At 48.5% G+C, this 23,541-nt stretch carries 21 protein-coding genes; 10 read left to right on the plus strand and 11 right to left on the minus strand.

Translation table 11 applies throughout. The features are described 5' to 3' along the window. Positions 1-8 precede the first annotated feature (8 nt). Both OU814_RS20650 and smpB read right to left on the minus strand, forming a co-directional pair. Positions 9-1,421, minus strand: coding sequence for a tetratricopeptide repeat protein (locus OU814_RS20650; RefSeq protein WP_017287128.1), 1,413 nt, complete (start codon positions 1,419-1,421; stop codon positions 9-11). Between the two features lie 75 nt (positions 1,422-1,496). Next, entirely contained in the window at positions 1,497-1,967 is a 471-nt protein-coding gene (gene smpB, locus OU814_RS20655) for an SsrA-binding protein SmpB (protein WP_017287129.1), read from the minus strand. Between the two features lie 579 nt (positions 1,968-2,546). Here smpB and OU814_RS20660 point away from each other — a divergent pair. Next, positions 2,547-4,115, plus strand: coding sequence for an ammonium transporter (locus OU814_RS20660; protein WP_190647655.1), 1,569 nt, complete (start codon positions 2,547-2,549; stop codon positions 4,113-4,115). Between the two features lie 335 nt (positions 4,116-4,450). After that, a complete protein-coding gene (locus OU814_RS20665) occupies positions 4,451-5,857 on the plus strand; it encodes an ammonium transporter (protein ID WP_268241959.1) in 1,407 nt (468 codons plus the stop codon). 149 nt (positions 5,858-6,006) lie between these two features. Here OU814_RS20665 and OU814_RS20670 read toward each other — a convergent pair whose 3' ends face one another. Next, the gene (locus tag OU814_RS20670) at positions 6,007-6,156 is read right to left on the minus strand and encodes a hypothetical protein (protein WP_190647656.1); all 150 of its coding nucleotides are present in this window, start codon (positions 6,154-6,156) and stop codon (positions 6,007-6,009) included. A 67-nt stretch (positions 6,157-6,223) separates the two neighbouring features. Continuing rightward, positions 6,224-6,313 (minus strand): cytochrome b6-f complex subunit PetN, encoded by a 90-nt coding sequence (gene petN, locus OU814_RS20675; RefSeq protein WP_071596148.1) that lies wholly within the window; start codon positions 6,311-6,313, stop codon positions 6,224-6,226. A gap of 87 nt (positions 6,314-6,400) precedes the next feature. On the opposite strand from petN, the gene OU814_RS20680 reads away from it, so the two are divergent. Then, the gene (locus tag OU814_RS20680) at positions 6,401-6,829 is read left to right on the plus strand and encodes a hypothetical protein (protein ID WP_268241960.1); all 429 of its coding nucleotides are present in this window, start codon (positions 6,401-6,403) and stop codon (positions 6,827-6,829) included. On the opposite strand, the gene OU814_RS20685 is transcribed toward OU814_RS20680, so the two are convergent. Further along, positions 6,819-7,487, minus strand: coding sequence for an SDR family oxidoreductase (locus OU814_RS20685; protein WP_268241961.1), 669 nt, complete (start codon positions 7,485-7,487; stop codon positions 6,819-6,821). The genes OU814_RS20680 and OU814_RS20685 overlap by 11 nt on opposite strands. Positions 7,488-7,643: 156 nt before the next feature. Between OU814_RS20685 and OU814_RS20690 the strand changes: the two genes are divergently transcribed. After that, positions 7,644-8,024, plus strand: coding sequence for a hypothetical protein (locus OU814_RS20690; RefSeq protein WP_017287135.1), 381 nt, complete (start codon positions 7,644-7,646; stop codon positions 8,022-8,024). Positions 8,025-8,109: 85 nt separating this feature from the next. On the opposite strand, the gene OU814_RS20695 is transcribed toward OU814_RS20690, so the two are convergent. Further along, on the minus strand, positions 8,110-9,435 hold the full coding sequence (locus OU814_RS20695; protein WP_268241962.1) for a PQQ-dependent sugar dehydrogenase: 1,326 nt from the start codon (positions 9,433-9,435) through the stop codon (positions 8,110-8,112). A gap of 154 nt (positions 9,436-9,589) precedes the next feature. Continuing rightward, positions 9,590-10,069: a hypothetical protein gene (locus tag OU814_RS20700; protein ID WP_017287137.1), complete on the minus strand. Its 480-nt coding sequence runs from the start codon at positions 10,067-10,069 to the stop codon at positions 9,590-9,592. Positions 10,070-10,299: 230 nt separating this feature from the next. Here OU814_RS20700 and OU814_RS20705 point away from each other — a divergent pair, with 230 nt between their 5' ends. The 3 genes from OU814_RS20705 to OU814_RS20715 all read left to right on the plus strand — a co-directional run bounded on the left by OU814_RS20705 (position 10,300) and on the right by OU814_RS20715 (position 13,615). Beyond that, a complete protein-coding gene (locus OU814_RS20705) occupies positions 10,300-11,955 on the plus strand; it encodes an ABC1 kinase family protein (RefSeq protein WP_268241963.1) in 1,656 nt (551 codons plus the stop codon). A gap of 51 nt (positions 11,956-12,006) precedes the next feature. Continuing rightward, complete coding sequence (locus tag OU814_RS20710; protein WP_268241964.1) at positions 12,007-12,597, plus strand: Uma2 family endonuclease; 591 nt, start codon at positions 12,007-12,009, stop codon at positions 12,595-12,597. A 199-nt stretch (positions 12,598-12,796) separates the two neighbouring features. Further along, positions 12,797-13,615 carry a hypothetical protein gene (locus tag OU814_RS20715; RefSeq protein WP_017287144.1) on the plus strand — a complete coding sequence of 273 codons (819 nt, stop codon included), beginning with the start codon at positions 12,797-12,799 and terminating at the stop codon, positions 13,613-13,615. On the opposite strand, the gene OU814_RS20720 is transcribed toward OU814_RS20715, so the two are convergent. The 3 genes from OU814_RS20720 to OU814_RS20730 all read right to left on the minus strand — a co-directional run bounded on the left by OU814_RS20720 (position 13,595) and on the right by OU814_RS20730 (position 17,199). Continuing rightward, positions 13,595-14,398: an MOSC domain-containing protein gene (locus OU814_RS20720; protein ID WP_268241965.1), complete on the minus strand. Its 804-nt coding sequence runs from the start codon at positions 14,396-14,398 to the stop codon at positions 13,595-13,597. The genes OU814_RS20715 and OU814_RS20720 overlap by 21 nt on opposite strands. A 15-nt stretch (positions 14,399-14,413) precedes the next feature. Next, positions 14,414-15,907 (minus strand): sensor histidine kinase, encoded by a 1,494-nt coding sequence (locus OU814_RS20725; RefSeq protein WP_268241966.1) that lies wholly within the window; start codon positions 15,905-15,907, stop codon positions 14,414-14,416. Positions 15,908-15,972: 65 nt separating this feature from the next. After that, positions 15,973-17,199 carry an FIST signal transduction protein gene (locus OU814_RS20730; RefSeq protein ID WP_268241967.1) on the minus strand — a complete coding sequence of 409 codons (1,227 nt, stop codon included), beginning with the start codon at positions 17,197-17,199 and terminating at the stop codon, positions 15,973-15,975. A 149-nt stretch (positions 17,200-17,348) separates the two neighbouring features. Between OU814_RS20730 and OU814_RS20735 the strand changes: the two genes are divergently transcribed. Further along, on the plus strand, positions 17,349-19,205 hold the full coding sequence (locus OU814_RS20735; RefSeq protein ID WP_190647668.1) for a serine/threonine-protein kinase: 1,857 nt from the start codon (positions 17,349-17,351) through the stop codon (positions 19,203-19,205). 6 nt (positions 19,206-19,211) lie between these two features. After that, positions 19,212-19,898 (plus strand): dethiobiotin synthase, encoded by a 687-nt coding sequence (gene bioD / locus OU814_RS20740; protein ID WP_017287149.1) that lies wholly within the window; start codon positions 19,212-19,214, stop codon positions 19,896-19,898. 86 nt (positions 19,899-19,984) lie between these two features. Here the strand turns inward: bioD and OU814_RS20745 are convergent, their stop codons facing one another. After that, entirely contained in the window at positions 19,985-22,963 is a 2,979-nt protein-coding gene (locus tag OU814_RS20745) for a hypothetical protein (protein ID WP_268241968.1), read from the minus strand. Positions 22,964-23,331: 368 nt separating this feature from the next. On the opposite strand from OU814_RS20745, the gene OU814_RS20750 reads away from it, so the two are divergent. Continuing rightward, the gene (locus tag OU814_RS20750) at positions 23,332-23,526 is read left to right on the plus strand and encodes a hypothetical protein (RefSeq protein ID WP_017287151.1); all 195 of its coding nucleotides are present in this window, start codon (positions 23,332-23,334) and stop codon (positions 23,524-23,526) included. Positions 23,527-23,541 lie beyond the last annotated feature (15 nt).

Genomic DNA, 23,541 nt, shown 5'->3' on the forward strand with positions numbered 1-23,541 from the left:
ACTGAGGTTTAGTTGAATTCCTTCTGCAATTTCGCTCGATCGCGAATGGCAGGCCGAAAATTTGGATTGTACTTAATTGCCTGATTATAGGAATACAACGCATCCCGAAACCGTTTTAGCTCTGCCATGACTCGCCCCCGCCAGTACCAAGCCCCGTGATGCGAAGGTTGAAGTTGTAGAGCTTTGTCAAAACACGCGATCGCTTCTCGAAATCGGCGCAGTTTAATTAACGAACTTGCAGAACAGCACCATAAGTCGGCATTCTCTGGCTGAAGCTGGATCGCTTGGTCATAAGACGCGATCGCTTCTTCATATCGCGATAACGCATAAAGGACATTGCCTCGCCAGCGCAGAACCTCTGGGTCTTTTGGATTCAAGCGCACTGCCTTATTGAAAGCAACCGCTGCTTCTGCATGATGTTGAAGCTTTTCTAGAATCTGACCTTTCTGGAACCAAGTTCCGTAATCATTGGCGGGTTGGGCTGGTTGCTCAGGCTGATCTCCTGAATTCAATCGATCTAAAACTCTTTGACGACCTGCGATCGCAGCTTGCCAATCTCCCCGCAGCTGAATCGCTCGAATATAAGAAAATAAGGCTTCTTCATATTGAGCCGTGGCTTCTAGCGCTTTTGCGCGATCGTGCCATCCCCAATAATTCTCAGGCTGAAGTTCAACCACTTTGTTGTAGCTAACGATCGCTTCTTCAAACCGCTGTAAATGCTGTAAAACATTGCCTCGCTTAAACCAAGCGAGATGGTCGTTCGGTTGCAAAGCGACTGCTTGATCGTAAGCAGCAAGCGCTGCTTCAAATTGCCCTTGTGTTTCCAGCGCCATTCCTTGCGTGAGGCAATCCGAGGAATGTTCTGCAATCTCGGATGCGCTATTGGCCGCTGGCTCATCGAACGGCAGATCGTAGAGAGAATCAACGCGCTGAAGCTGCACCAAAATCCGCCGCCGACTCTCGACCGCCAATTGAAAATTGGGCTTCAATTGAACTGCTCGATCGTAGGCTGCTACTGCTTCTTCAAAGCGTTTCAGAGTTTCTAGGACTTTTCCCTTATCGTGCCAAGCCCAATAGTTTTCTGGCTGCAGCTGAATCACTTTTTCATAGCAAGCTAATGCTTCTTTTGGCTGGTTGAGATTTTCACAAGCGGCACCCTGCTTAAACCATGCTAAATAATCATCTGGCTGCAGCTCAATCACTTTTTTGTAGCAAACGAGTGCTTCATCAAATCGCTGCAAATTTTCACAGGCAATTCCCCGCCTGAACCAAGCGGTGTAGCCTGCCTGAAACTCGATCGCTTTATCATAAGCAGCGATCGCTTCTCGGTAGCGCTGAAGTTGAAACAATTCATCTCCTCGCTCCAGCCAAGTTAAGACTGAAGCATCTAGAGAAGAGTGCGAGTCAGGAGACGGTAGCATAAACGCAGCCAGAATGGTAGTACGGCTATTATTCCCGATTCGATTTTTCTGCGTTCAAGAAAGAATCGATCACTCCTAACGATTTTTCATGGCTCGCTGCATATCTCGTTGATCATCCCGGCGTTTTGAATCTTCGCGTTTGTCGTACAACTTTTTGCCGCGCACTAACGCCAAATCTACCTTGACCCAGCCTCGCTTCAAATACATCTTCAACGGTACAAGGGTCAGCCCTTGCTGCTCAACTTTGCCCACAAGTTTGCGAATTTCATCGCGTCTGAGGAGGAGCTTCCGAGTTCGGGTTGGATCGTGATTAAAGACCTGACTTGCAGTTTTATGTGGCGAAATATGGACATTGTGGAGAAAAACTTCTTGATTGCGAACGAGCGCGAAACCGTCGCGTAAGTTCACTCGACCGGCGCGAATGGACTTCACCTCGGTTCCCGCAAGCTCGATTCCCGTCTCGTAGGTCTCCAGAATCTCGTACTGAAACCTCGCCTGACGATTATCGCTAACAATTTTGAATCCGTCGCTACTTTTCTCGCTCATAGCATCACTTTAGCTCAGTTAGGGGGCTTGTAGCGAAAAAAATCGCCCCCTTCCTCACGCAACGGTCAGGTAAAAAGGCGAATTACTCAAGGAGACGAAATTAATACACAAGTACTATATAAGATAGTCTCGAAAAAAGCAAATCTTAGTTTGAATGAGATCTTTTATTCATAGATAAAACTCGATGTTGAATTGAGAAATAATCAATCCCCCTATTTTTCTCTGGGAATCTCTCTCTAGAATTGAGCATTTGTAATCTGAGATACAGAATCACATGACTCAATCAACGAAATTTGACTTCATCTCATCTAAAGATTCTGTTTCTTTAGCTATGTGACATGCCCCCACTTCGTCGTATATTTCAGTACCTCAAACGACGTACCGACCTTGTGGCAGCTGAATCATAGAGACCTAACTCGTCCTCGATCGCGGCACTGATTGCCAAGTAGTGGAGGGTTTCGGGATTCAGGAATTGCATTGCCCGACTGCAAGACAACTTTTACTTGCTGGAATGGTGTAACGCTCTCATGCCAGCAGGTCAATTTCGCATTGGTTTATTTACATTAGGAATTTCGTGTCATGGTGTTAAGAGCATCGTTGAAGCAAAAATCGCAAGTTCGCAAGCGGAAGCCTGCCTTGCTTAAATCCTGGGAAGCACTGCTCAGAACAGTGAGCAAGTTGTCTCTCGGTTGGCAAATGTCAATTCCGATCACAGTCGCGATCGTTGGACTTTGGAGCTATGCGGCTGTTGCCCAAACCCCACCTACTGTTGAAAGTGTTGCGACTGCAACCGCAGACCTAAAAATTGGTCTAGATACCATGTGGGTAATGATTGCAGGATGCCTAGTGTTCTTCATGAATGCGGGCTTCTGTATGCTCGAAACTGGCATGTGCCGACAGAAAAATGCGGTAAACGTGCTTGCGAAAAACTTGATTGTCTTTGCGCTGTCTACAGTGGCATTTTGGGCGATCGGGTTTGGCTTGATGTTCAGTAACGGAAACGGCTGGATTGGCGCAAGCGGCGGATTTTTCTTAACGGGTACAGACAGCAGCCCAGTAACAGGTGACGCTTACCAAGGAATCTTCAAAGCCATTAGCTGGGCAGGCGTTCCTCTGGCTGCGAAGTTCTTCTTCCAGTTGGTGTTTGCTGGAACAGCAGCGACGATCGTGTCGGGTGCTGTTGCTGAGCGGATCAAATTCATCGACTTCTTGCTGTTTAGCTTACTGTTGGTTGGGATTGCTTACCCCATTACAGGTCACTGGATCTGGGGCGGTGGCTGGCTAGCAACTCTCGGATTCTACGATTTTGCAGGTTCGACGGTCGTACACGCAGTTGGGGGTTGGGCGGCTCTGATGGGCGCTTCTTTCCTCGGTGCAAGAATTGGTAAATACAATGCAGATGGTTCTGCAAATGCGATTCCGCCTCACAATCTCAGTATTGCAACCTTGGGTGCTTTGATTCTCTGGTTGGGTTGGTTCGGATTTAACCCCGGCTCAACGATGAGCGTTGGGAATGGTTCTTTGATTGCTCATATTGCTTTGACAACGAACACAGGTGGCGCATTTGGTGCGATCGCGGCAACGGTAGTTGCATGGGCAATTTTAGGCAAGCCTGACTTGACGATGACCATCAATGGTCTGCTGGCTGGATTGGTCGCTGTTACAGCACCCTGTGCTTGGATTAGCGTTCCTTCTTCTGCGATCATCGGTGCGATTGGCGGTATTTTAGTTGTATTCGCCGTTGGGTTCTTTGATAAGTTGAAAATCGATGACCCAGTAGGTGCGATCGCAGTTCACTTAGTGAACGGTGTCTGGGGAACGCTGGCGCTCGGATTATTCAGCCAAGCTGATGCTTTTGGTGCAACTCCTGCTCCCAAAGCTGGATTGCTGTTTGGTGGCGGTATTGAGCAGTTTTGGTATCAGCTGGTTGGAGTCTTATCAGTAGGCGGCTTTACAGTCTTGGTTTCCAGCATCTTCTGGATTTTGCTGAAGTCTACTTTGGGTATCCGTGTGACCTCTGAAGAAGAACTGGAAGGTTTGGATATCAGCGAGCACGGTATGGAAGCTTATGCAGGATTTGCTAAGGAAAGTGCTTTTGGCTCTTCTAGTAACTACCCCAGCAGTTCATCTGAACCGACCAAGTATTAATGACTTGAAAGGTCTAATCTAAGATTCTGCGAAGAGCGCTCTCCAATTTGGAGAGCGCTCTTTTTGCACTTTGTTAAGTCCGATGAATCTATTAGGAATTCACATAATCTTTTAAGAAACATCCTCCCTAGTGATGAAACTTAGGGTCTGCTGGGATTAAGGCTTTCTCGATCGCAAAAGTGTAATTTCAATTACAGAATGAGCCTTTCAATTTTGGTGCAATCCAATAGCAATCATTCGGATTTCCAATGGTTTCTGTATTTACAGCCTAACGGAAGTCTGAAGATGAGTTCTTTATTGGCGTTGAAGGTTTGAAGCCAGTGTTGAAAAAAATCATGTGGACAGCGCTCACCACGATCGCGCTGTTTAGTATTCCGTTGATGGGTACTGCTCTTGCTGAGCCTGTGACGGCTGAAGCTGCAAAAGCTGCCGCCGATCAGGCAGCTAGCCAAGCTGATACAGCCTTTATGTTGATTTCGGCTGCCCTCGTGCTGCTGATGACTCCGGGTTTAGCGTTTTTCTATGGCGGTTTTGTTCGGTCTCGGAATGTTCTCAATACCATGATGATGAGCTTTATTCTCATGGGTATTGTTGGAACCAGTTGGATTCTGTGGGGTTATAGTCTTTCGTTTGCACCTGGAACTCCGTTTATCGGCGGGCTACAGTGGTTGTTCTTGAACGGTGTGGGTCTAGAAACGACAGGATATCTAGCGGGCAGCCAGCCCGATGCGGTTGTTTCCTATGCCGGAACGATCCCGCACCAAACGTTCATGATTTATCAGGCGATGTTTGCCATTATCACGCCTGCTTTGATTTCGGGTGCGATCGTTGAACGGATTAGCTTCAAAGCTTATTTCTGGTTCATTGTGTTATGGTCTGGAATTTTGTATCCGATTTTCGCTCACATGGTTTGGGCGAAAGGCGGATTTTTGGGCTTATATGGTGGCTTGGGTGCTTTGGACTTTGCAGGCGGAACCGTTGTTCACATCAGTTCTGGTGTGTCAGCACTGGTTGCAGCTTGGGTCTTAGGTCCGCGCAAAACGTACCCCAATCAGCCTGCTGCACCGCATAACGTTCCTTACATTTTGTTAGGAGCTGGATTGCTGTGGTTTGGGTGGTTTGGCTTTAATGGCGGCAGTGCTTTAGCCTCTGGCTCATTAGCGACAGTTGCATTCGTGGCAACGACAACTTCTGCCTCAGCAGCAGGTTTAGTCTGGGTGATTTTGGAATGGATCTTACGTGGCAAGCCGACCGCCGTTGGGATTGCCACAGGCGCAGTTGCTGGATTAGTTGGAATTACTCCGGCTGCGGGATTTGTGACTCCCGTTGCAGCTTTGCTGATTGGGGCAATCACTGCAACGGCTTGCTTCTTTGCTGTGAGTTTGAAAGCGAAGCTCCAGTTTGATGATTCGCTGGATACATTCCCAGTGCATGGTGTGGGTGGAACAATTGGTGCGATCTTAACTGGTATTTTTGCGACTAAAGCAGTCAACTCGGCTGGTGCAGATGGGTTGCTGGCAGGGAATGCAACCCAGGTGTTGACGCAGATTGAAGCGGTAGCCATCACTTATGTCTTGGCAGCGCTAGGAACGATCGTGATTCTGAAAGTCCTGAGCGCAGTCTTTGGTGGATTGCGAGTCCACCCAGATGCTGAGTTTCAGGGTGTAGATATTCATGAGCATGGTGAAGAAGGCTACGGTGAAGAGGTTACCGCAGGGTTCATGATGACTCGAGTTGAATAAGATGCGGTTACAGGGATGATTTACTTAAAAGGCTCTAGGAGTTGAAATCCTAGAGCCTTTTGATATGCGGTAGCAACTCGCTTTGCTAGTGTGCAGCTTTTGTCCTCTCTGTCCCCGATTTGGGAGCTTTGAAGTCAATTGAGGGTGTGTTAGCGTCGTTTGCTCGTTGGTTTTTTCTCTTGTTCGCGACGGCGACGATCGCGCCAATCTGCAATGGTGATATAGCCAACGCCACCAGTGATGGCTATGAGAAGACCAAACGCGACAAGCACCAGTGTGTTAAAAACTGTAAATTCCACGATCGGATCTCAAAGTTCTAGATTTTCAGTGCCCGCAGCGTGTTGACCACGGGCTGGAAACTAGGCATTAGAAGCCATTGCGTCCCCAAACGACCATTGCGATCGAGAAGGTAAAAACGGATAAAAGCGCGACCCAACCAAGTGACAAAATATCCATGATAAAAACGGGCGGTACAAAGGATGATAAATCTAATAATAAGGCAAAACGGGCTAGCGACTGGGGAACTGGGATCTAGAGATTGACATGCAACACTTAAAGCTGAGCTGGGAAGAACGAGTCGAGTCGTTGAAAGCAGGATTGCTTTCGGCAGGTTCGGTTGCGTTGATTTTTCCGTTGATTGCGTTATTGAATGATTTTTTGGTCAGCCGCTATCCCAGTGTTTCGATGAACTACTGGATTAGCGGCGCGATCGCGCTGTTTGCAGGGTTATTATTTGGGGTGACTTACCGCTACATTATTCGTGAAGATGAGAATTCTCACCTCAAATCTGGGGCGGTGCTGGCGTTTGGCTTAGTGCGAGGGTTGGCGCAGGTGGAAATGGGAATTGCCAATCAAAGTGCAGTCATCCCCATTGTCAGCTACGCAGTTGAAAGTGTTTTGTTGTTTGCGATCGCCAGACTGGTGCTTGATTGGGGGATGTCCCTTGGCTGGATTCAGCGATTTAAGGGATAAATTCTACAATTTCAGTTGCACCAGACAGTTGATTGCGATCGAGCGCCGAGAGAATTTTTTGATTGGCGCGATCGCTGATTAAGCATTTGCACACGAGATCTGCGACATCGGCACGGTGAATTGAGCCAGAGATTTTGGGATCTTCGGTGAGAAATCCGGTTCTGGTTGCGGGTTCGGACTTGAGACCGCCCGGACGCACGATCGTATAGGTCAGCCCGCTGTCGATCAGATGTTGTTCCGCTTTTTCTTTGTCTGCGAGAACCGCTCCTAGCGCTTCGAGAGCACGAGGCGGTAAGGCAACCACACTATCGCCGCACCCGATCGAGGTGACTAAGACGAATTTTTTCACGCCTGCTTTGCGTGCTGCATCAATTAAATTGCGATTGCCTTCATCATCAGCGCGTTTGATATCGCCGGGAAGACCGCCGATCGTGCTAATGACTGCATCGATTCCAGAGAGATCTAACTGTTCTGGAATCATTGCATCGCCCATGATCGGTTGAATGCCTAAAACTTCGAGTTCAGTAACAGCAGTATTCGATCGCAATAATGCTTTGACCGTAAAATTCGGCTGTAAGATTCGAGCAATTTCGCGTCCGACTCCTCGACTTGCACCTGCAACGAGAACGGTTTCAAAGGGCGTTAAGCTTTCCAGCATTTTAATTAGCCTTCTAGAGAGATCATTTATGCTTAAGAGTAAGCCTGCATAACCCAAAGTATACGGATACCAGACCTCACTGAAGTCGAGAAAGCCGTCCCTAAGATTATCAAGAATTCTGTTCCAATAGAGGAAGCATAGACAGAGGAAATCACCGTGAACCAGAATCAACTTTATAACTTACAACTCGGTCTAAATGGATTTGGTCGCATTTTAACGATCGTGGGATTTGCGTTACTGCTGAGTGCCGTCGGGTTGGGCTGGTTGGTGAAATCGTTTTTCTTTGTACTGGGGCTGTTGATTCTTGCGCCGATTGTCGGGATTTTTGTGTTCCAGTGGTGGGTGAGAAAGAATATTGTCCAGTCGGCTTGTCCGGTGTGTGGAACCGAGTTGACTGGATTTAATCAGGCTCAGATGCAATGTTCTAGCTGTGGAGAGCCGTTACTCGTTGAGCATGGGAAATTTAAGCGCATGACTCCTTCTGGTACGATCGATGTAGAAGCCGTTGAAGTTGCGGCTCAAGTTGTTGAGGATTAATCAGAGAATCGGTTTCAGCTTCGCTCACCCTGCGAAAACTCTAGAATCGAGCATTCAGCGAAGCCGAGACACATTTTTTATCTTTCTACTGCACTTGTTTTTGAGCGTACTGAATGCGGTAGATTCTGTTATTGGCTTCGTCCGTGAAAATCAGACTGCCATCATTAAGTACGAGTAAGCCGACAGGTCTACCCCAAGTTGTTGGAATGCTGGGATCAAGGAGAAACCCTGTTACAAAATCTTCGTATTGCCCTTGCGATTGCCCTTCATTAAACGGCACGAAGACAATCTTATATCCGGTTCCCTGAGAGCGATTCCAAGACCCTCGGAAGGCGACAAATGCGCCGTTGCGATAGCGATCGGGAAATGTATTGCCCGTATAGAATCGCAATCCTAATGCTGCCGAATGCGCTTCAAATAAAACATCTGGCGTACGAGTTTTCGCAACGAGGTCGGGGCGGGTGCTTTTTCCGTCCTTGAGATGGCGCGGGTCGAGGCGATTGGGTGCGAGATAGGCATAGGGCCATCCATAAAATTCGCCTGCTTGTACTTGCGTCAGATAATCTGGCACTAAGCCATCTCCGATTTGATCCCGTTCGTTGACCGTTGCAAAGAGTGCTCCGGTTGCCGGATTGAAATCTAGACCGACGGGATTACGCAGCCCAGAGGCGAAGGTTTGACGATCGCTGCCATCTAAATTCATGACTTGAATTGAGGCACGCGGGAGCGGTTCTTCATCAGCGTTCGATCGCGATCCGATGGAGACATAAAGCTTTTGTCCATCTGGAGAAGTGACCACGTTGCGCGTCCAATGTTGGTTATAGCCTTGTCCAGGTAATTCTGTGATCTTCGTGCCCCGACCTTGAACGCGATCGTTTGCCACAGAAAATCTCAGGACTGAATCAGTATTGCCGACAAAAAACGCATCTTCGGCAAATGCCATTCCAAACGGTAAATTTAGCCCGTTTTCTTCAGTTGCAAAGGTTTTGCGGACTTCTGCAACGCCATCCTTATTGGCATCTCGGAGCAGCAGAATTCGATTGCGCCGGGTTTCGGTGACGAGAACATCGCCGTTTGGAGTCAGGGCGAGCCAACGCGGTCGATCAAGTCCTTCCGCAAACACATTGACAGTAAAGCCAACAGGAACCCGTAAGACTGGATTTTCAGGAATTGGAACAACTTCAGGTGGTTTTGAGGCGCTTTGTGTGGCGTTGGGTTGAGGAAGTTGATCGACATCAATTCGGATCGGTTGGGGGTTCAGAATTTCTGTCCGAATTGGAGCACTAGAAGATGAAGCTTGGGCAACTTGGGGTTCTCGATCGCGCTCGACATTCGGATTCGATGAATTACAGGAACTCAAGGCAGCGATCGCAAAAAACAGCCAAGCGATCTGAGGAAAACGGTTAGACATGGAAGCGTCGGGACAGTGCAACTTGATTTCTAGAGTACAGATAGAAATCGAATTTAACACCTTCCGAGAGGCTCACTATCAGGAAGCGCTAACGCTGACCGGATCAATTTTATGAGTTCGGGAACTGAAGTCTGAATATTTTGAGGGCTAGGAGTTACAGCGATCGCCAGGTATCGCGCACGACTTGACGAATTACTTCAAACGGCTGGCTCTCCGGCAAATGCAATTGCTCGGTTGAGAACACGTAGTACACTTCACCCGCATCACTCACTTCAAAATTCGCGTCGTATTCGCGTGCCCAAAGATCGAGATGTCGGCGCGCAATTTCCGGTTCGAGGCGGGTGGCTCTGGAGAAATCGAGCAGTGAAATTCTGCCCTGCTTGATCCGCAACAGTTGGAAAAAGCGATCGCGAATGGCATGGCGATGCGCTTTAGAACTGGCATAGAGTAAAAGTCCGCCGATCGCACTGGGAGTCAGCCCAAAAAATACCAGCAGAATCAAGAGAATTGTAAATGCCCAGGTTGGAGGTTGGAATGCCAAAATCGACAGAGAAAGCGCGATCGAGATCACGCCACCTCCGCAGAGAAATAGGCTTCCAGCAACTTTGCTTGCAACACTCCAAAATCGATTCATGCGCGCCTCCGAAAAAGCTTAAAAAATTGAAGGGCGAGGCAACTTCAATCACAGTATTCATAGCCTAACTGTTTTTCTTGCAATCGGGGCTATCGGGTTGCCGATCATTCGATTGACGGATTTCGCTCCTCAGTTTTCCCCCGGAAGAGGATGGCTGAACGGTGGAGATCTACGTTAGTTTTAAGTCACTGTTCTGATGCCGTTTTGCATTAATTGTTGGAATTGCTTCTATGTTTTCCAGACTTGTCCAAACCAGTTCGCGCCAAGGTGAAATCTTAGAAGTAGTGCTTCGGAACGGATGGGATTTTATGCGGCGGCTCTTGACCGGGGGAAAAGTTGACGAGCCAAAATTACCGCCTCCGGCTGTGCTTCGCAATATTTTGGTCGATTTGGGTCCGGTTTATGTGAAGCTCGGGCAACTGCTGAGCACTCGTCCTGATCTCTTGCCTGCGGAATATATTGATGCTCTGTCCACGCTGCAAGCAGAAGTTCCTCCGGTGGATTGGGCAGAAATTGAAGTCGTGCTGCGAAAACAATTTAGTCAGCCCCTAGAAGAAGTCTTTGCCTCGGTGAACTACACGCCCGTTGCAGCGGGTTCGATCGCTCAAACGCATTACGCTGTTCTCAAAGATGGTCGAGCCGTTGCGCTCAAAGTTCAACGTCCGGGACTCTCGGCGGTTGTAGAACAAGATATTGCGCTGATTCGTTTGATGGCAAGACTGGTTGCTCAGACGGATTTTGGACAGTACTACGATATTGTGGCGATCGCTGAAGAATTCGCGGAAGCGCTACGAAACGAACTCGATTTTACTCAAGAAGCTCGATATACCGATCAACTGAGGCAGAATTTGAGCGGGACTCGCTGGTTTGATGCCTCTCAGCTTGTAGTTCCTCAGATTTATTGGGAATATACAACCGATAAACTCGTTGCGATGGAATGGCTAGATGGTGTGGCGGTACTCTCTGCATTTCCGCCCATCAGTGCTGCTGAAGGTGTCGTCGATCTCCAGCGACGAGAAGAAATTTCAACGTTACTCCTCAGAGCGTTCTTCCAGCAAATTTGCTTAGATGGCTTCTTCCACGCTGATCCGCATCCTGGGAATGTGTTCTATCTCAAGGATGGGCGGGTAGCATTGCTCGATTGCGGTATGGTGGGACGACTCGATCCAAGAACACAGCAGTTGATTTTGGAATTGGTACTTGCGATCGTCAATCTGGATGCCCAACGATGTACTCAACTCGTACTGCAACTTGCGCCCCCGATTCAACCGATCAATCGAGTCAAGCTCGAAACCGAGTTCGATCGGTTACTGCGTCGGTACTATAGTCTGAATATCTCGCAGGTCAACTTTAGTAAGCTCGTTTACGAAGTGCTGCAAATTGTTCGAGACAATAAGGTGCGAGTTCCCGGCAATTTGGGGCTATGTGCGAAAGCGATCGCGAACTTAGAAGGCATTGCTCGATCGCTCGACCCGAATTTCAACATTCCCAATAAAATTCGCCCAATGATGACCGAAGTGTTTCAGCGGCAGATTGTTGGAGAAGCGCCCTTAATTGCCTTGTTGCGAACGGTGTTGGATGTGAAAAATCTGTCGTTGCAGTCGCCGAGACAGGTTGAGTTATTGCTCGATCGCGTCACGTCTGAAACCTTGCAGTGGAATTTTTCGATTCGAGAAGCAGAACCGATGCGACGCACGGTCGATTCTGCTGCGAATCGGGTGTCTTTTAGTATTGTCGTTGGCTCATTGATTATGGGTGCAGCGATCATTTCTGCGAATACGCAGTCGAGTCAAGTCTATTGGGTGAGTGATGTCTTGTTTGCAGCCGCGAGTTTCTTGGGGCTTTGGTTGATTATTAGTATTCTGCGATCGGGTCCATTGCGATAAAAAGATCTGGATTATATTCAAAGCATATCCAAAGTTGTTGGCAACGACATGATGGCTTCGCTGACGCTTCCTCTCAAAATTGACATGAGCCAGGTTCACTTTACAGATGAGCAGTTTTATCTCCTTTGTATGAGCAATCCTGACTTAACGATCGAACGAGATGCGAAAGCAGCTTTGATTCTTACGTCTCCAGTTGGCGGTGATAGCGGAAGACGAGAAGCGAGCTATATTGCTGACTTGATCATTTGGAATCGTCAAACTGGACTCGGAGAAGTGTTCAGTTCTTCAACGATGTTTAAGCTGCCAGAAGGGGGCGATCGCTCTCCTGATGCGGCGTGGGTTGAGCGATCGCGCTGGCAAACTCTGACTGCTGAACAGCGTCAGAAATTTCCCCCAATTGCACCTGATTTTGTCTTGGAACTGCGATCGCGAACTGACAGCTTGGAGACATTGCAGGAAAAGATGCAGGAGTATATGACGAGTGGTGTTCAGTTGGGTTTGATGGTGAATCCTCAGAATCAAGAAATTGAAATCTATCGTCAAGGACAACTGAGAGAAGTGCGATCGCTGCCGACGCAATTTTCTGGGGAAGCTGTTTTACCAGGGTTTATGTTGCAGATCGATCGATTTGTAGAGGATTGATGCAAACTCCTTCAAGCCGTTTGCGATCGCTGAGCCAATAAGCAATCCTCAAAACTAAACGCTTCTTCATCTAGAAAAAATCGCTCAGCATCGCAGCGAGATCGCGACCAAAATGATTCTTATCACCCTAGATCCAGATGATTTTTGACATCGCGTGTATAGTGATTAGAAGCTTTTCCATTGCGTTTGAGAGTAATCTATGAGACTTTCTGCCCTATTGCGTCTTCGGTCTTGGCAAATCCTATTTTTTCTCGGATTGAGTTTGACGATCGCCAGCGCTCAACTCAGCGATCGAGCCACGGCTGCCACTCCCGAAACCGCGCCCGCAGAACTCAAACAAGTTTTATCAAAAATTGATGCCGCTGCAAATAGCAGAAATGCACAAGCCGTACTTCAGTTTTATAGCCCAAACTTTACGCATTCCGACGGGCTAAATCGTCAGAGCTTAGAGCAATCTTTGACACAACTTTGGAAGCAGTATTCCAACTTAACGTACAAGACCGAATTGCAGTCTTGGCAACCGAGTAGTAACGGGTTTCAAGCAGAAACGGTCACTCGGATTACTGGAACGCAAGCGCAAAACGGACAGCAAGTGAAACTGGATGCAACCTTGCGATCACGGCAGCAATTTCAGAATCAGAAAATCGTCAAACAAGAAATTCTATCTGAGAAAAATCTCATTACAACCGGAGATAAGCCACCTTCTGTCAATGTTAGTCTGCCTGACCAGGTGCGGGTAGGACAAGAATTTAGCTTTGATGCGATCGTCCAAGAACCCCTCGAAAACGACCTACTGCTAGGTACAGTCGTGCAAGAAGCGGTGAATTCGGCAGGGTATCTGAAGCCTGCAACGGCTGATCTGGATGTGCTGAATTCGGGTGGACTGTTTAAGATTGGCAAAGCCCCGAATCAAGCTGGCGCGCAGTGGATTTCAGCCGTTTTGGTACGGCATGGTGGAATGACAATGGTGACACAACGATTGAATGTCGTTGCCGGATCAACTCGACCCGCAAGATAAGATATCCCCAATTCTTAGAATTTTCCCCGCTTCAGTTGGCGCAATTCTTGTATTGATTGCCATGCGGTAGTAATGAGTAAATCGAGTCTCATCTGCCCAAGCGGGAAATTCTGCTCGGCGCTGAAGCATAAACGTCTTGTGAAACTGAGGATAGGCTTCGCCTGAACGCGCATCCCGAGTGGGAACAATGCAGCGTTGACAGGGATTGATGCCTTGTAGCTCGACCTCCCCGATTTGAAATCGGACAGGCGTTTCATCGGCTGAATACAAGCGCTCTTCCCAAAAAGCAGCGACATCCCCGAGTTCTAAATTGGTGCGGAGTCGCGATCGCATTTCCTCAACTGTGATATCTGCAAACCATGATGCGGCGCGTTCCAATGTAGCTGTGCTGATCAGAGTCGGTCCAGGTGAAACGGGATCATCGGGAAATCCGGTCGTGAGATCTTGTTTCAACGTCACCGCAAAGCCAAAATAATCGCTCAACCAGCCTTCAATCCCCCTGCGACCGTGATCGAGATGGAAACTGACAGGTTGCTCGTTCTGAATCGCAAGCGTGACAATCCGGGCTTTGAGATCAAACGTCGATCGAATCTGATGAATTGCCGCAGTTCGTTTGCCATTCACGATTTTATTGGCACGATCAACGATACAAAATTCTCGATCGTGCTCTAATGCGCCACCGGGCAGAATCTTGGCGTGATCTACAGCGATGCCATCGAGAGATTTGATCGGATAAATCAGGAGATGGGTCAGCTTCGGCATAGGATTCGTAAAATACTGCATCCAGTTTGCCAAGATTTAAGCTGGCTTGACTGGAATCGTAATGATAAATTCTGTTCCGTGAATCGGATTAGAAATACACTCCAAACTGCCGTGATGCCGCTCTGTGACAATCTGGTGACTAATCGAAAGCCCCAAGCCTGTCCCTTTTCCGACAGGTTTGGTTGTAAAGAACGGATCGAATAGTTTAGACTGAATCGATTCTGGAATTCCAGAACCATTGTCATGGATGCAAATTCTCACCGTACTCTCGATCATCTCTGTAGTAATTTCGATGCGAGGTGAAAAGCTAGAATCTTGCTCACACAACTCTTCTAAAGCATCGATCGCATTACTCAAAAGATTCATGAACACCTGATTGAGTTGCCCTGCAAAACATTCGATCAAAGGCAAATCGGCGTAGTTTGTGACAATAGTGATGGCTTTTCGATCTGGAGTTGCTTTGAGTCGATGTTTCAAAATCATCAATGTACTGTCGATCCCAGCCTGAAGATCGACGGCTTTACAGTCTGGCTCATCCATGCGAGAAAAAATCTTCAACGAAGCGACAATTTCTCTAATCCGATCGGCTCCAATCGTCATTGATGTGAGCAACTTCGGCAAGTCTTCCATCAGAAACTCTAAATCAATCTCCTCTTCTTTCTCTTGAATCAATTCAGCATCGGTAGCCTTGCGATAGAGTTTGACCAATTCAATCAGATCGGCTGCGTACGCACTGGCATGCGAAATATTGCCATAAATGAAACTAACGGGGTTGTTAATTTCATGCGCAACGCCAGCAACTAACTGTCCCAAGCTCGACATTTTTTCGCTTTGGATCAGTTGGCTTTGGGTGTGCTGGAGTTCTTGTAGAGTCTGTTCTAGAGCCTCGGCGCGATCGCGAATCTGAGTATAGAGATTCGCTTGACTAATAGCAGATTGGATTGTCTGCATCAAATTGATCAAGCCTAAAATTGCATCGTCATCGCTTTGAATCCGGTGATGATATTTGGCTCGCTCCCGGGCATTGCCTAGTAAAATTAAGAACTCAGACTCTGCGATCATAAAGCCGATAAACTCATCCATGCCAATGCGATCGCCCAGATCTCGAAGCGCTGGATTCGGACTGTCGATCAGACCGATCAGCTGATTCGAGACAAATGCTTGAAAAGCAGGGTGGTGCAAATCTAGCGCCAGCGAATCGACGATGTTATCGTCTTCGTAATAGCCTTCGTGTTGCACCAACTGAAATTGCTCATGCTGACGCTGCAAAATTAAACAGCGCTGAAAATTGCGATCGTAAACAATAAACTGGAGAGTTTCCTGCAAGATTCCGCTAATTGAAAAAGACTGGCTCACCCGTTTCCCAATTTCATTGAGTTGACGGTAGAGGCTGATTTGCCCATCGAGTCGATCTTGAGATTCGATCATCCGGCGCTCTGCACGCACGAGACGTTTGACCTGTTCGGAGAGCCGTTGATTTTCAGCGCGCAGATGGGCAATTTCAGCATCGAGAGACGTGGCAGGAACCATAGCAGTTTGGGATATAGAGCAAGTTTCAAAGCCGTTCTTGAGCAGACCATCTAGTGATCGATCGTCTAGTAAATGGCAGCTAAGACTAATGTGTAATTGTGAAATCCGTTTCTGCCTTTGATCGGAGCGATCTCACCATGCGTATATAGCCCAATCCAAGGGAGAGAAGTGCCGACCTGTTGCTGGAGTTTCTGCTCAAGCCGTTGTTTTTCTAATTCTCCCAAAACAGATTTTCCACGTCCATAACAGTCGAATTGGAAAATCAACTTCGCGGATTGGGCTTGCAGTTGAGTGTTTAAGTGTTCGGCGATCGTATCAATGCCTTGAGCAATCTTCTCCGGATCGCGGCGAGTAATCCAAATGCTACTTCCTTCTACAACGTCAGTTTGCAGCGTTACAGATCCGGCAACATCGTCTTTGCTCGGCAAGTAGCGAATCACAAACTCATCGTGATCTTGAGCATAATTCGGAGCTTTTAACCCGAAACAAAAGGCAACGATTGTGCGATCCCAGGCTTGAATTTCTTCTTCTGTGAGATACTCACGCAGCACCTCAAACACAGGCTGATGATCAATTTCAAAAATCTTATTGCCTTGGGCGCGGGTAATTTTTCGCTCTTGACCGATCGGAACACAGCCATGATTGAGTGCCCAAATCACTTGGCAATCTCCAGAGAGCAACGTGGCAACTACACCATCTGAAATGACTTGATCATCACAATACTGATAGGTTGCTTTCATTTCGATATCGCTGCCCGCTGCGCCTCCTAAAATCGGCGGAACAGTGTAACCCTGCTGAGCAAATTCTGATTCGATCCCGGTCATCAAGCGATCGAAGTTCACCGTAATGCCATCTGTGAAAAGAAACATGGCTTGAGCTTGTTCGCTAAAATCCATCAGCAATTTACTGGCGATCGTTTGACCTGTTTCGGTTGGCTGCTCTTTGAGTCCGACGGCGTAGCGATTCGTAAAGCAGAGTTCATCGGACTGGATCACCATCACGGCAACTGAAAAATTCGATTCATCGGCTTCATTCTGGACAATCACGCCTTGCCCAGAGCATCCTGCCAGCGGGCAATTGCCTGTCTCTTGCCGCACGACTTGTACTAATTTCTGTTGGTGATATCCAAGCGAGGCGAAGAGAAAAACGAAATCTGGCTGTGTGATATTCGCAGCAGTCATCGCTTTTTGAACAGCCTCTTTTGCTGCTTGAGTCACATTGCGAAGATGACTCATTCCAACTCCAGCTTGAGTTCCCATTGCAGAGTGTTGAAAAACTTCAGTTTCTAACATGCCCGATCGTCTCTTTCTACAAACAAAAAACGAAACTCAGCTTCATATTTCACCGCTAACCCAAAATGGCTGCTATACGCTATAAGTAAATACTTGGAACTCCGGTTCTATAGAATTGCCCTTTATCCTTGTGCGTATCGGAATCGACCATGCAGCCACCTATTCCCCCAGCTACTGTTTTACAAAGTCGCTATCGGATTCTCAGCGTGTTGGGACAGGGAGGGTTTGGTCGTACCTATCTTGCCGAAGATCAAGGACGATTTAACGAAGCTTGTGCGATTAAAGAATTAACGCCGCCTCAAGATAATCCTTACGCGCTAGAGAAATCCAAAGAATTATTTCAGCGCGAAGCCCAAACGCTTTACCAAATTCAGCATCCTCAGATTCCGCAGTTTCGTGCGACGTTTGAGCAGGATCAGCGATTTTTTATTGTGCAAGATTATGTCGAAGGGCAAACCTATCGATCGCTGTTAGATGAACGCAAATCGCGCGGGTATGTTTTTTCAGAAGCAGAAGTCACGCAGCTTGTGAAGCAGGTTTTACCTGTTTTGGCATATATTCACGGCAAAGGGATTATTCACCGAGATATTGCTCCGGACAATATCATTTTGCGTGATCACGATAAGCTGCCCGTCTTGATCGATTTTGGCGTGGTCAAAGATCTTGCGACTCGCATTCAGGCACAAGATACGGTCAAACAGCATACGACGGTTGGTAAGCTCGGCTATGCTCCGACCGAACAAATGCAGACGGGTCGAGCCTATCCGAATAGCGATTTATATGCGTTGGCAGTCACCGCTGTTGTTTTGCTCACGGGACGCGAACCGCAGGATCTCTTCGACGAAAATACGATGACTTGGCGTTGGCAGCGATTCGTCAATTTAGAGCCAACGTTTGGACAGGTGCTGAATCGAATGCTGAGTTATCGAGTCAGCGATCGCTATCAATCTGCAACCGAAGTCTTGCAAGTTCTACAAAGTCCGGCAACCATGGCTCCGCTGCCAGCGACCCCTCCGCCCACTCAGGCGCAGCCACCGACAAATGTCTCTAGAGCAGAAACCTTGGCAGTGGGTCGGCGCGATAGTACGACGGTTGCTCCGACGAGTTTGCAAAATCGCAATGATCCTTCGATTCCGTCGAGAAGTTCGCTTTGGGATGATCCGTGGGCGGTGCTTGCGATCGGAACTGGGCTAGTGCTGCTGACAGGACTGGGAGCTTGGACTATCACCCGTGCTTTGATGACTCCTGCCCCGATCGCGTCTCCGACTCCTACCGCAACGACTCCGTCTCCAAGTCCAACTAAAACTGCGACTCCAAAACCTTCTCCGACTACAACTCCGAGTCCTGATCCGGTCACGTATAGTCAGCGACTTGATTTTGTTCAAGGTGCAGCGACTCGCAGTGGAACATTAAAATCGAATGAGACTCTCAATTTTATTGTTCCCGCTAATCAAGGGCAGCAGTTGAATGCAAGTTTGGGCGGTGGAGAAGGTGTGCTATTAAGCGTTTTAGCCCCGAATCGCGATCCAGTCGATAGTGCATCAAATCGCGTCTCGAATTGGGCAGGAGAACTCCCGTTTACGGGGGATTACATCATTCAATTGAGAACCGTAAAAGGGATTCCTAAGAGCGATTTCAAGCTCAACGTCAATCTGCAAACGCCAGCCCCTAGCCCTTCACCGTCTCCCTCTCCAACGGCAAGTCCAAGCATTGTGGAAGCCGTGATTGAAATTCCACAAGGTCAGACTGGAACAAAGGTGAGTGAAAGAGTCGATGCCCTCACGACTCGTCGCTATCTCATCAATGTTCGTGCTAAGCAATCTTTAGCCTTGACCCTTACTCCGGGGACACGATTTACGGTACGGTATCCAGATGGTAGCCCGGTTGAAGATGCAACGAATTTACAGCGATGGAGTGCGATTGTACCGAAAGGCGGAAGCTATCAAGTTGATGTGACGAGTGATGCTCCAGCGGAGTTCACGCTGACTGTTGATGTCCAAGGATAACGAATTGTGAATGCACTCTTGATCACCGGAACCGATACGGATGCCGGGAAAACGGTACTGACGACTGCTTTAATTGCATATTGGCAAAAGTATTGTCGATCGCGATCGCTCGGCGTGATGAAACCTTTGCAGACGGGAATCGGCGATCGCGAAACGTATGGTCAGTTATTTCAGTTAGATCAGCCACCAGAATTGCTGAATCCGCTGCATTTTACAGCGCCGCTTGCCCCTCCGATCGCGGCGGATCTAGAAGGCAGGCAGGTTCAGCTTGAGCCAGTTTGGCAGGCGTTTGAGACGTTGCGAAGTCAGCGAGATTTTGTCTTGGTTGAAGCGTTGGGTGGATTAGGATCGCCTGTGACGCACAGTACAACCGTGGCAGATTGGGCGTGGGATTGGCATTTACCTGCAGTGCTGGTTGTTCCGGTGAAGTTGGGAGCGATCGGGCAAGCGGTGGCGAATGTGGCTTTGGCGCGTCAAATGAAGGTGCATCTGCGCGGAATTGTGCTGAACTGTATTCGATCGACTTCGATCGAAGAAATCGAGAATTGGGCATCGGTGAGCTTGATTCAGCGATTAACAGGACTGCCTGTGCTGGGGTTGATTCCGCATTTAGCTGATCCAACCGATGTTGAGAAGCTAGCTCAGATTGCAGCAGATTTGGATTTGGAGCGATTGATACCGGAAGCGCTTTAGTAAAACTGCTAGTCAACTGTATTAATTTTGCGGAGTGGGAAGATAGGGAGCAATCTGAGCCTGGGTTCTCCCCATCTCCTCACCTACTATCGCTGTCTCCAAGGAATCAATACATCTTTAGCAATATGAGTCGAGACGGCATGAGCACCATAGCGATTGAGGTGACTGGGGTCAGAAAAGAAATCTGGCGTATTTTTCCAGTTTTCTAGTAGGTCGCGATAGGTAAAGCTGAGTTCCCCAGACAGTCGCATCAGATATTCTTGGAACTCTTTTTCACGATCGCGGCGATACGGATCAAGATAGTTCTCTGTTAGAGGCAGATTGAGCACGACTAAGGGAATGTTTTGGCCCTTAGTGTACTGAGCGAGTGATCGTAACGCCTGATCCTGTTCTCCGAGCAAGTTGAAGTTCGCATAATCAGCATCACTATCGCCTGAGACTCGTGAATACTTTTGATAGTAAGTCACTGGATTGAAGCGATTGGAAATCGGCAGGAAGCCATTGATATCAATTAAGCCTTGTCCATCTTGAGCGATCGTCAATTCAGGGTCAATCTCATCCGAAGTCGGAGCTTGCTCAAATCCAAAACTTAAGCCACGCTTGAGCAGTCCTTGTAACTTATTGCGCTGACTCCAAACCGTTGAAAATTGCCCGACTTGGCGAAGCAAATGATCATTGAACGATTGATAGCTATCGCTCACTGTCATATTGGTTCGATTCAGAGTCTCTAAAGGTTTCGTGAACGCTTCAGTGGGTGTAGCAGCTGTGTTTGTACTCACTTCAGGCAGTTTGCGGAATCCCGGAGAAGACACGATCGCTTTATAAGTCGCATCCGGACGACCACTGTTGAACGCTCGCAGTCCATCGGCAAGTAAGATCAGCTTCGGTTGTTTTTCGTTGGCAAGGATGCGCCGCACAATCAGGTCAACCACTTGAACCGTGGCTCCATTGATACCGAAATTGAACACTCGCATACCCGCGTAGCCTTGAGTCGCCAAGGTCTGTTCTAAAACCGCTGGATCGATGCCCCGCATCGCACGCGAACTCCCCACGATCAAGACATCCGGCGCACCGTTTTGATTGACATACTGACGGTAGAGCACGAGTTTTTCATCGAGCTGACCCGCATTGAATGTGGGATAAGGAGAACGAGCAGTGTCGATCGCTGCTTTTGGCTTCAAGGGAGAGGCAAGAAGCGCGGTTGATCCTTGACCCGGAGCGATCAACGTCTGTCCAGATTGCGTAAATCCAGCCGCTCCCAGTTCTCCAAATCCAGTGGTTTTTTGCAGCGAGAGTTGGGGGAGAGGCATCTGTTCAGAGGTGAGCGGTGCAGGAGAGGCTGTTGGAGCGGGTTTTGAGGCAAACAGAGGTTTCGCATATTGTCCCAGGAGCCAATCTGCTTGCACCGTAAGCAGAATGCCTAAAACACTCCAAACAATCGCCGCTTTTGCTTCATTTGGAACCGCAGATTGAGTCGCGCGGGCAGTATTGGGAGCGGTGTCAGACGCGATCGTAAAAATCCGAGTTCGAGCCAATGCGCCCTGGATTGCTTCTACAATGCGATCGCCCCAAGTCGCGTCGGCTTCGTCAAACTCGGGAACCGTTAACGCGCCTGGCTCTTTTGTCAGTAAATCGCCGACATAGGCATCAGAGGCAGCAAATTCGGGAGTCGCTTCTGGAATAAAGCGAGCCTGCTCACGGCTGACGAAGTCGATGCCATAGCTCCAGATTGGGCGTTTTTGACCGGATCTGCGCCCGTAAACTCGCACGCCTTGCACATCAGAGAGACGGAGATTGTGAATGTATTTGGCAACTTTCACTCCAACTTGGCTTTGAGACGGACAGACTGGCGCATCGGTCATGATGTGCAATAAGTCCTCTTTTTGGCGAATTTGCAGGCGAATTCCACCCGTTGCGAGTTGGGTATCGAGATTGGGATTGAGTTGGCGAGTCAGCAGAAATGCGATCGCGCTTAAATCGCCTTGCTGCGCGAGTTGTCGAGTGGATTCAGCGAGGGCTGGATGTTCTGCGGCGGGAAGATTAATCCATTGCACCCAAACCGGAGAATCAGGAATCGAAAGCTGAGGAATGGGATTCGCTGTACCCTGCAACCCGTAAACCGCAACGGCTTGAATGCCTTGGGGCGCGATCGTTTCGAGCAAAGGCGCGATCGCGGCTAACACTCGCCCTCGCTCCGGTGCCTGTTCTCGCTGAGCCGTGACATGCAGCGTGATGTCCATCAGAGTCGCTGTAATCTCAACGCCCTGATCGCGAACTGCGGCATTCATCAATCGCGTCAGCGCCTCGATATCGCCCCAGCGCGCCCAATCTTTGAGCATTTCTTGAGGAGGAGTCAAATCGACTCGCAACACCCATTCTGGGTCACTCTCGCCCTTAACACGGCTAAAGACGATCGCATCTCGAAATCCGTCGAGTTCCAAGTCCCGGAGTTTTTGTGCGATCGATTCGGTCATCAAAGACGTATCGGGACTGTACGCGGATTCGCAGACGACCCACAGCCGATTCAGCAAGGCTTGTGGTGTGAGCGAAGCGGTACTGCTTAATACAGAAGCCAGATTTGCAATTTGAGGCAGTCCTGTGTCGTCGGGGAGTGCCGCAGATTTGACGCTGGCTCGAACAGCGACTCCCAATGCACTTAAAGCTTCACTGAGATACCGCGCAATTGCATCGGGTCTCCCACGTTTTGCCAAGCCCAGATTCGCAAGTTCGATGGCAACGGTCGCTTCAGCTTTACTCTGAGGATCGTCGAGTTTTTCTAAATAGCGATCGATCTGCGCGACATGAATCACTTCTGCCCACTGAGGACGCGGTTCTCCGATGCAGCGACCATAGAGCACGACTTGATAAATCGTGGGCTGAGTCGGAGGCAGCAGCGTTTCCAGTGAAGTTTGGGAAAGCGCGCGCACGAGTTGTGCAAAAATCAGCGATCGCTTTGGGCAATCGCGACTTTCTGCGAGAATATACAAATTGTTTCCCCGCAGGCGAGCTTGCAAATGCAGATGAGGAATCCCAATGACGCGATGCAGCCACGGGAGCAAGGGCAATTTAGAGCCAACCGATGACGATGATGAAGAGAGTGTACGGTGCGATCGATTCCCCATCCGACTTTTAATTCCTTATCTCAACTTGCTGCATTTAAGCTTAACTTTTGATTTCGACACGCTTTTTTTGGTTATTGTGAGCACAAATGGCACCCAGCGCATAGCGACATCCGTAACTTTCACAATTTCCGTTTTGCAAATCTTGACCTCATCGTTGAAGTTAGCCGATCTTGTCACCACTGTCGATTTTTCTCTCCCTGTATTCTTAGACACTCTGAGAGAATTGACAATGCTGAAGCCGAATACACAATGTTGGGAACAAGATTGTTACGCTAAATACTGGTTTACTGGACTATTGGAACCTACAATCTATGAAACCTCAGTCTGATCGCGTTTTAGGCTTGCTTGATCCGGATGTTGTATTGGGTTTGGCAACAATTCCGGTGTTAGTGGTATTGGTGGGAGGGAGTGCGATCGCGCAAACCCTACAAGACCTTGGCACGATTAGCGAAGAATTATTTCGCGGCGATCGCTTGCCGCATCTAGATTTGGACGATCGTTCTTAGCCCTGTCTCCCCAAA

Origin of the sequence: Leptolyngbya sp. GGD, assembly GCF_026735145.1 — a bacterium.
GTDB classification, from domain to species: domain Bacteria; phylum Cyanobacteriota; class Cyanobacteriia; order Leptolyngbyales; family Leptolyngbyaceae; genus Leptolyngbya; species Leptolyngbya boryana.

Bases quoted from the DNA above. Each gene is read 5' to 3' on its own strand.
- OU814_RS20715 (WP_017287144.1), top strand. From the start codon at position 12,797: ATGAGACTTTCTGCCCTATTGCGTCTTCGGTCTTGGCAAATCCTATTT.
- OU814_RS20660 (WP_190647655.1), top strand. From the start codon at position 2,547: ATGGTGTTAAGAGCATCGTTGAAGCAAAAATCGCAAGTTCGCAAGCGG.
- OU814_RS20725 (WP_268241966.1), bottom strand. From the start codon at position 15,907: ATGGTTCCTGCCACGTCTCTCGATGCTGAAATTGCCCATCTGCGCGCT.
- OU814_RS20710 (WP_268241964.1), top strand. From the start codon at position 12,007: ATGGCTTCGCTGACGCTTCCTCTCAAAATTGACATGAGCCAGGTTCAC.
- OU814_RS20730 (WP_268241967.1), bottom strand. From the start codon at position 17,199: ATGTTAGAAACTGAAGTTTTTCAACACTCTGCAATGGGAACTCAAGCT.
- petN (WP_071596148.1), bottom strand. From the start codon at position 6,313: ATGGATATTTTGTCACTTGGTTGGGTCGCGCTTTTATCCGTTTTTACC.
- OU814_RS20705 (WP_268241963.1), top strand. From the start codon at position 10,300: ATGTTTTCCAGACTTGTCCAAACCAGTTCGCGCCAAGGTGAAATCTTA.
- OU814_RS20695 (WP_268241962.1), bottom strand. From the start codon at position 9,435: ATGTCTAACCGTTTTCCTCAGATCGCTTGGCTGTTTTTTGCGATCGCT.
- smpB (WP_017287129.1), bottom strand. From the start codon at position 1,967: ATGAGCGAGAAAAGTAGCGACGGATTCAAAATTGTTAGCGATAATCGT.
- OU814_RS20720 (WP_268241965.1), bottom strand. From the start codon at position 14,398: ATGCAGTATTTTACGAATCCTATGCCGAAGCTGACCCATCTCCTGATT.
- OU814_RS20680 (WP_268241960.1), top strand. From the start codon at position 6,401: ATGCAACACTTAAAGCTGAGCTGGGAAGAACGAGTCGAGTCGTTGAAA.
- OU814_RS20700 (WP_017287137.1), bottom strand. From the start codon at position 10,069: ATGAATCGATTTTGGAGTGTTGCAAGCAAAGTTGCTGGAAGCCTATTT.
- OU814_RS20685 (WP_268241961.1), bottom strand. From the start codon at position 7,487: ATGCTGGAAAGCTTAACGCCCTTTGAAACCGTTCTCGTTGCAGGTGCA.
- OU814_RS20735 (WP_190647668.1), top strand. From the start codon at position 17,349: ATGCAGCCACCTATTCCCCCAGCTACTGTTTTACAAAGTCGCTATCGG.
- OU814_RS20750 (WP_017287151.1), top strand. From the start codon at position 23,332: ATGAAACCTCAGTCTGATCGCGTTTTAGGCTTGCTTGATCCGGATGTT.
- OU814_RS20665 (WP_268241959.1), top strand. From the start codon at position 4,451: ATGTGGACAGCGCTCACCACGATCGCGCTGTTTAGTATTCCGTTGATG.
- OU814_RS20650 (WP_017287128.1), bottom strand. From the start codon at position 1,421: ATGCTACCGTCTCCTGACTCGCACTCTTCTCTAGATGCTTCAGTCTTA.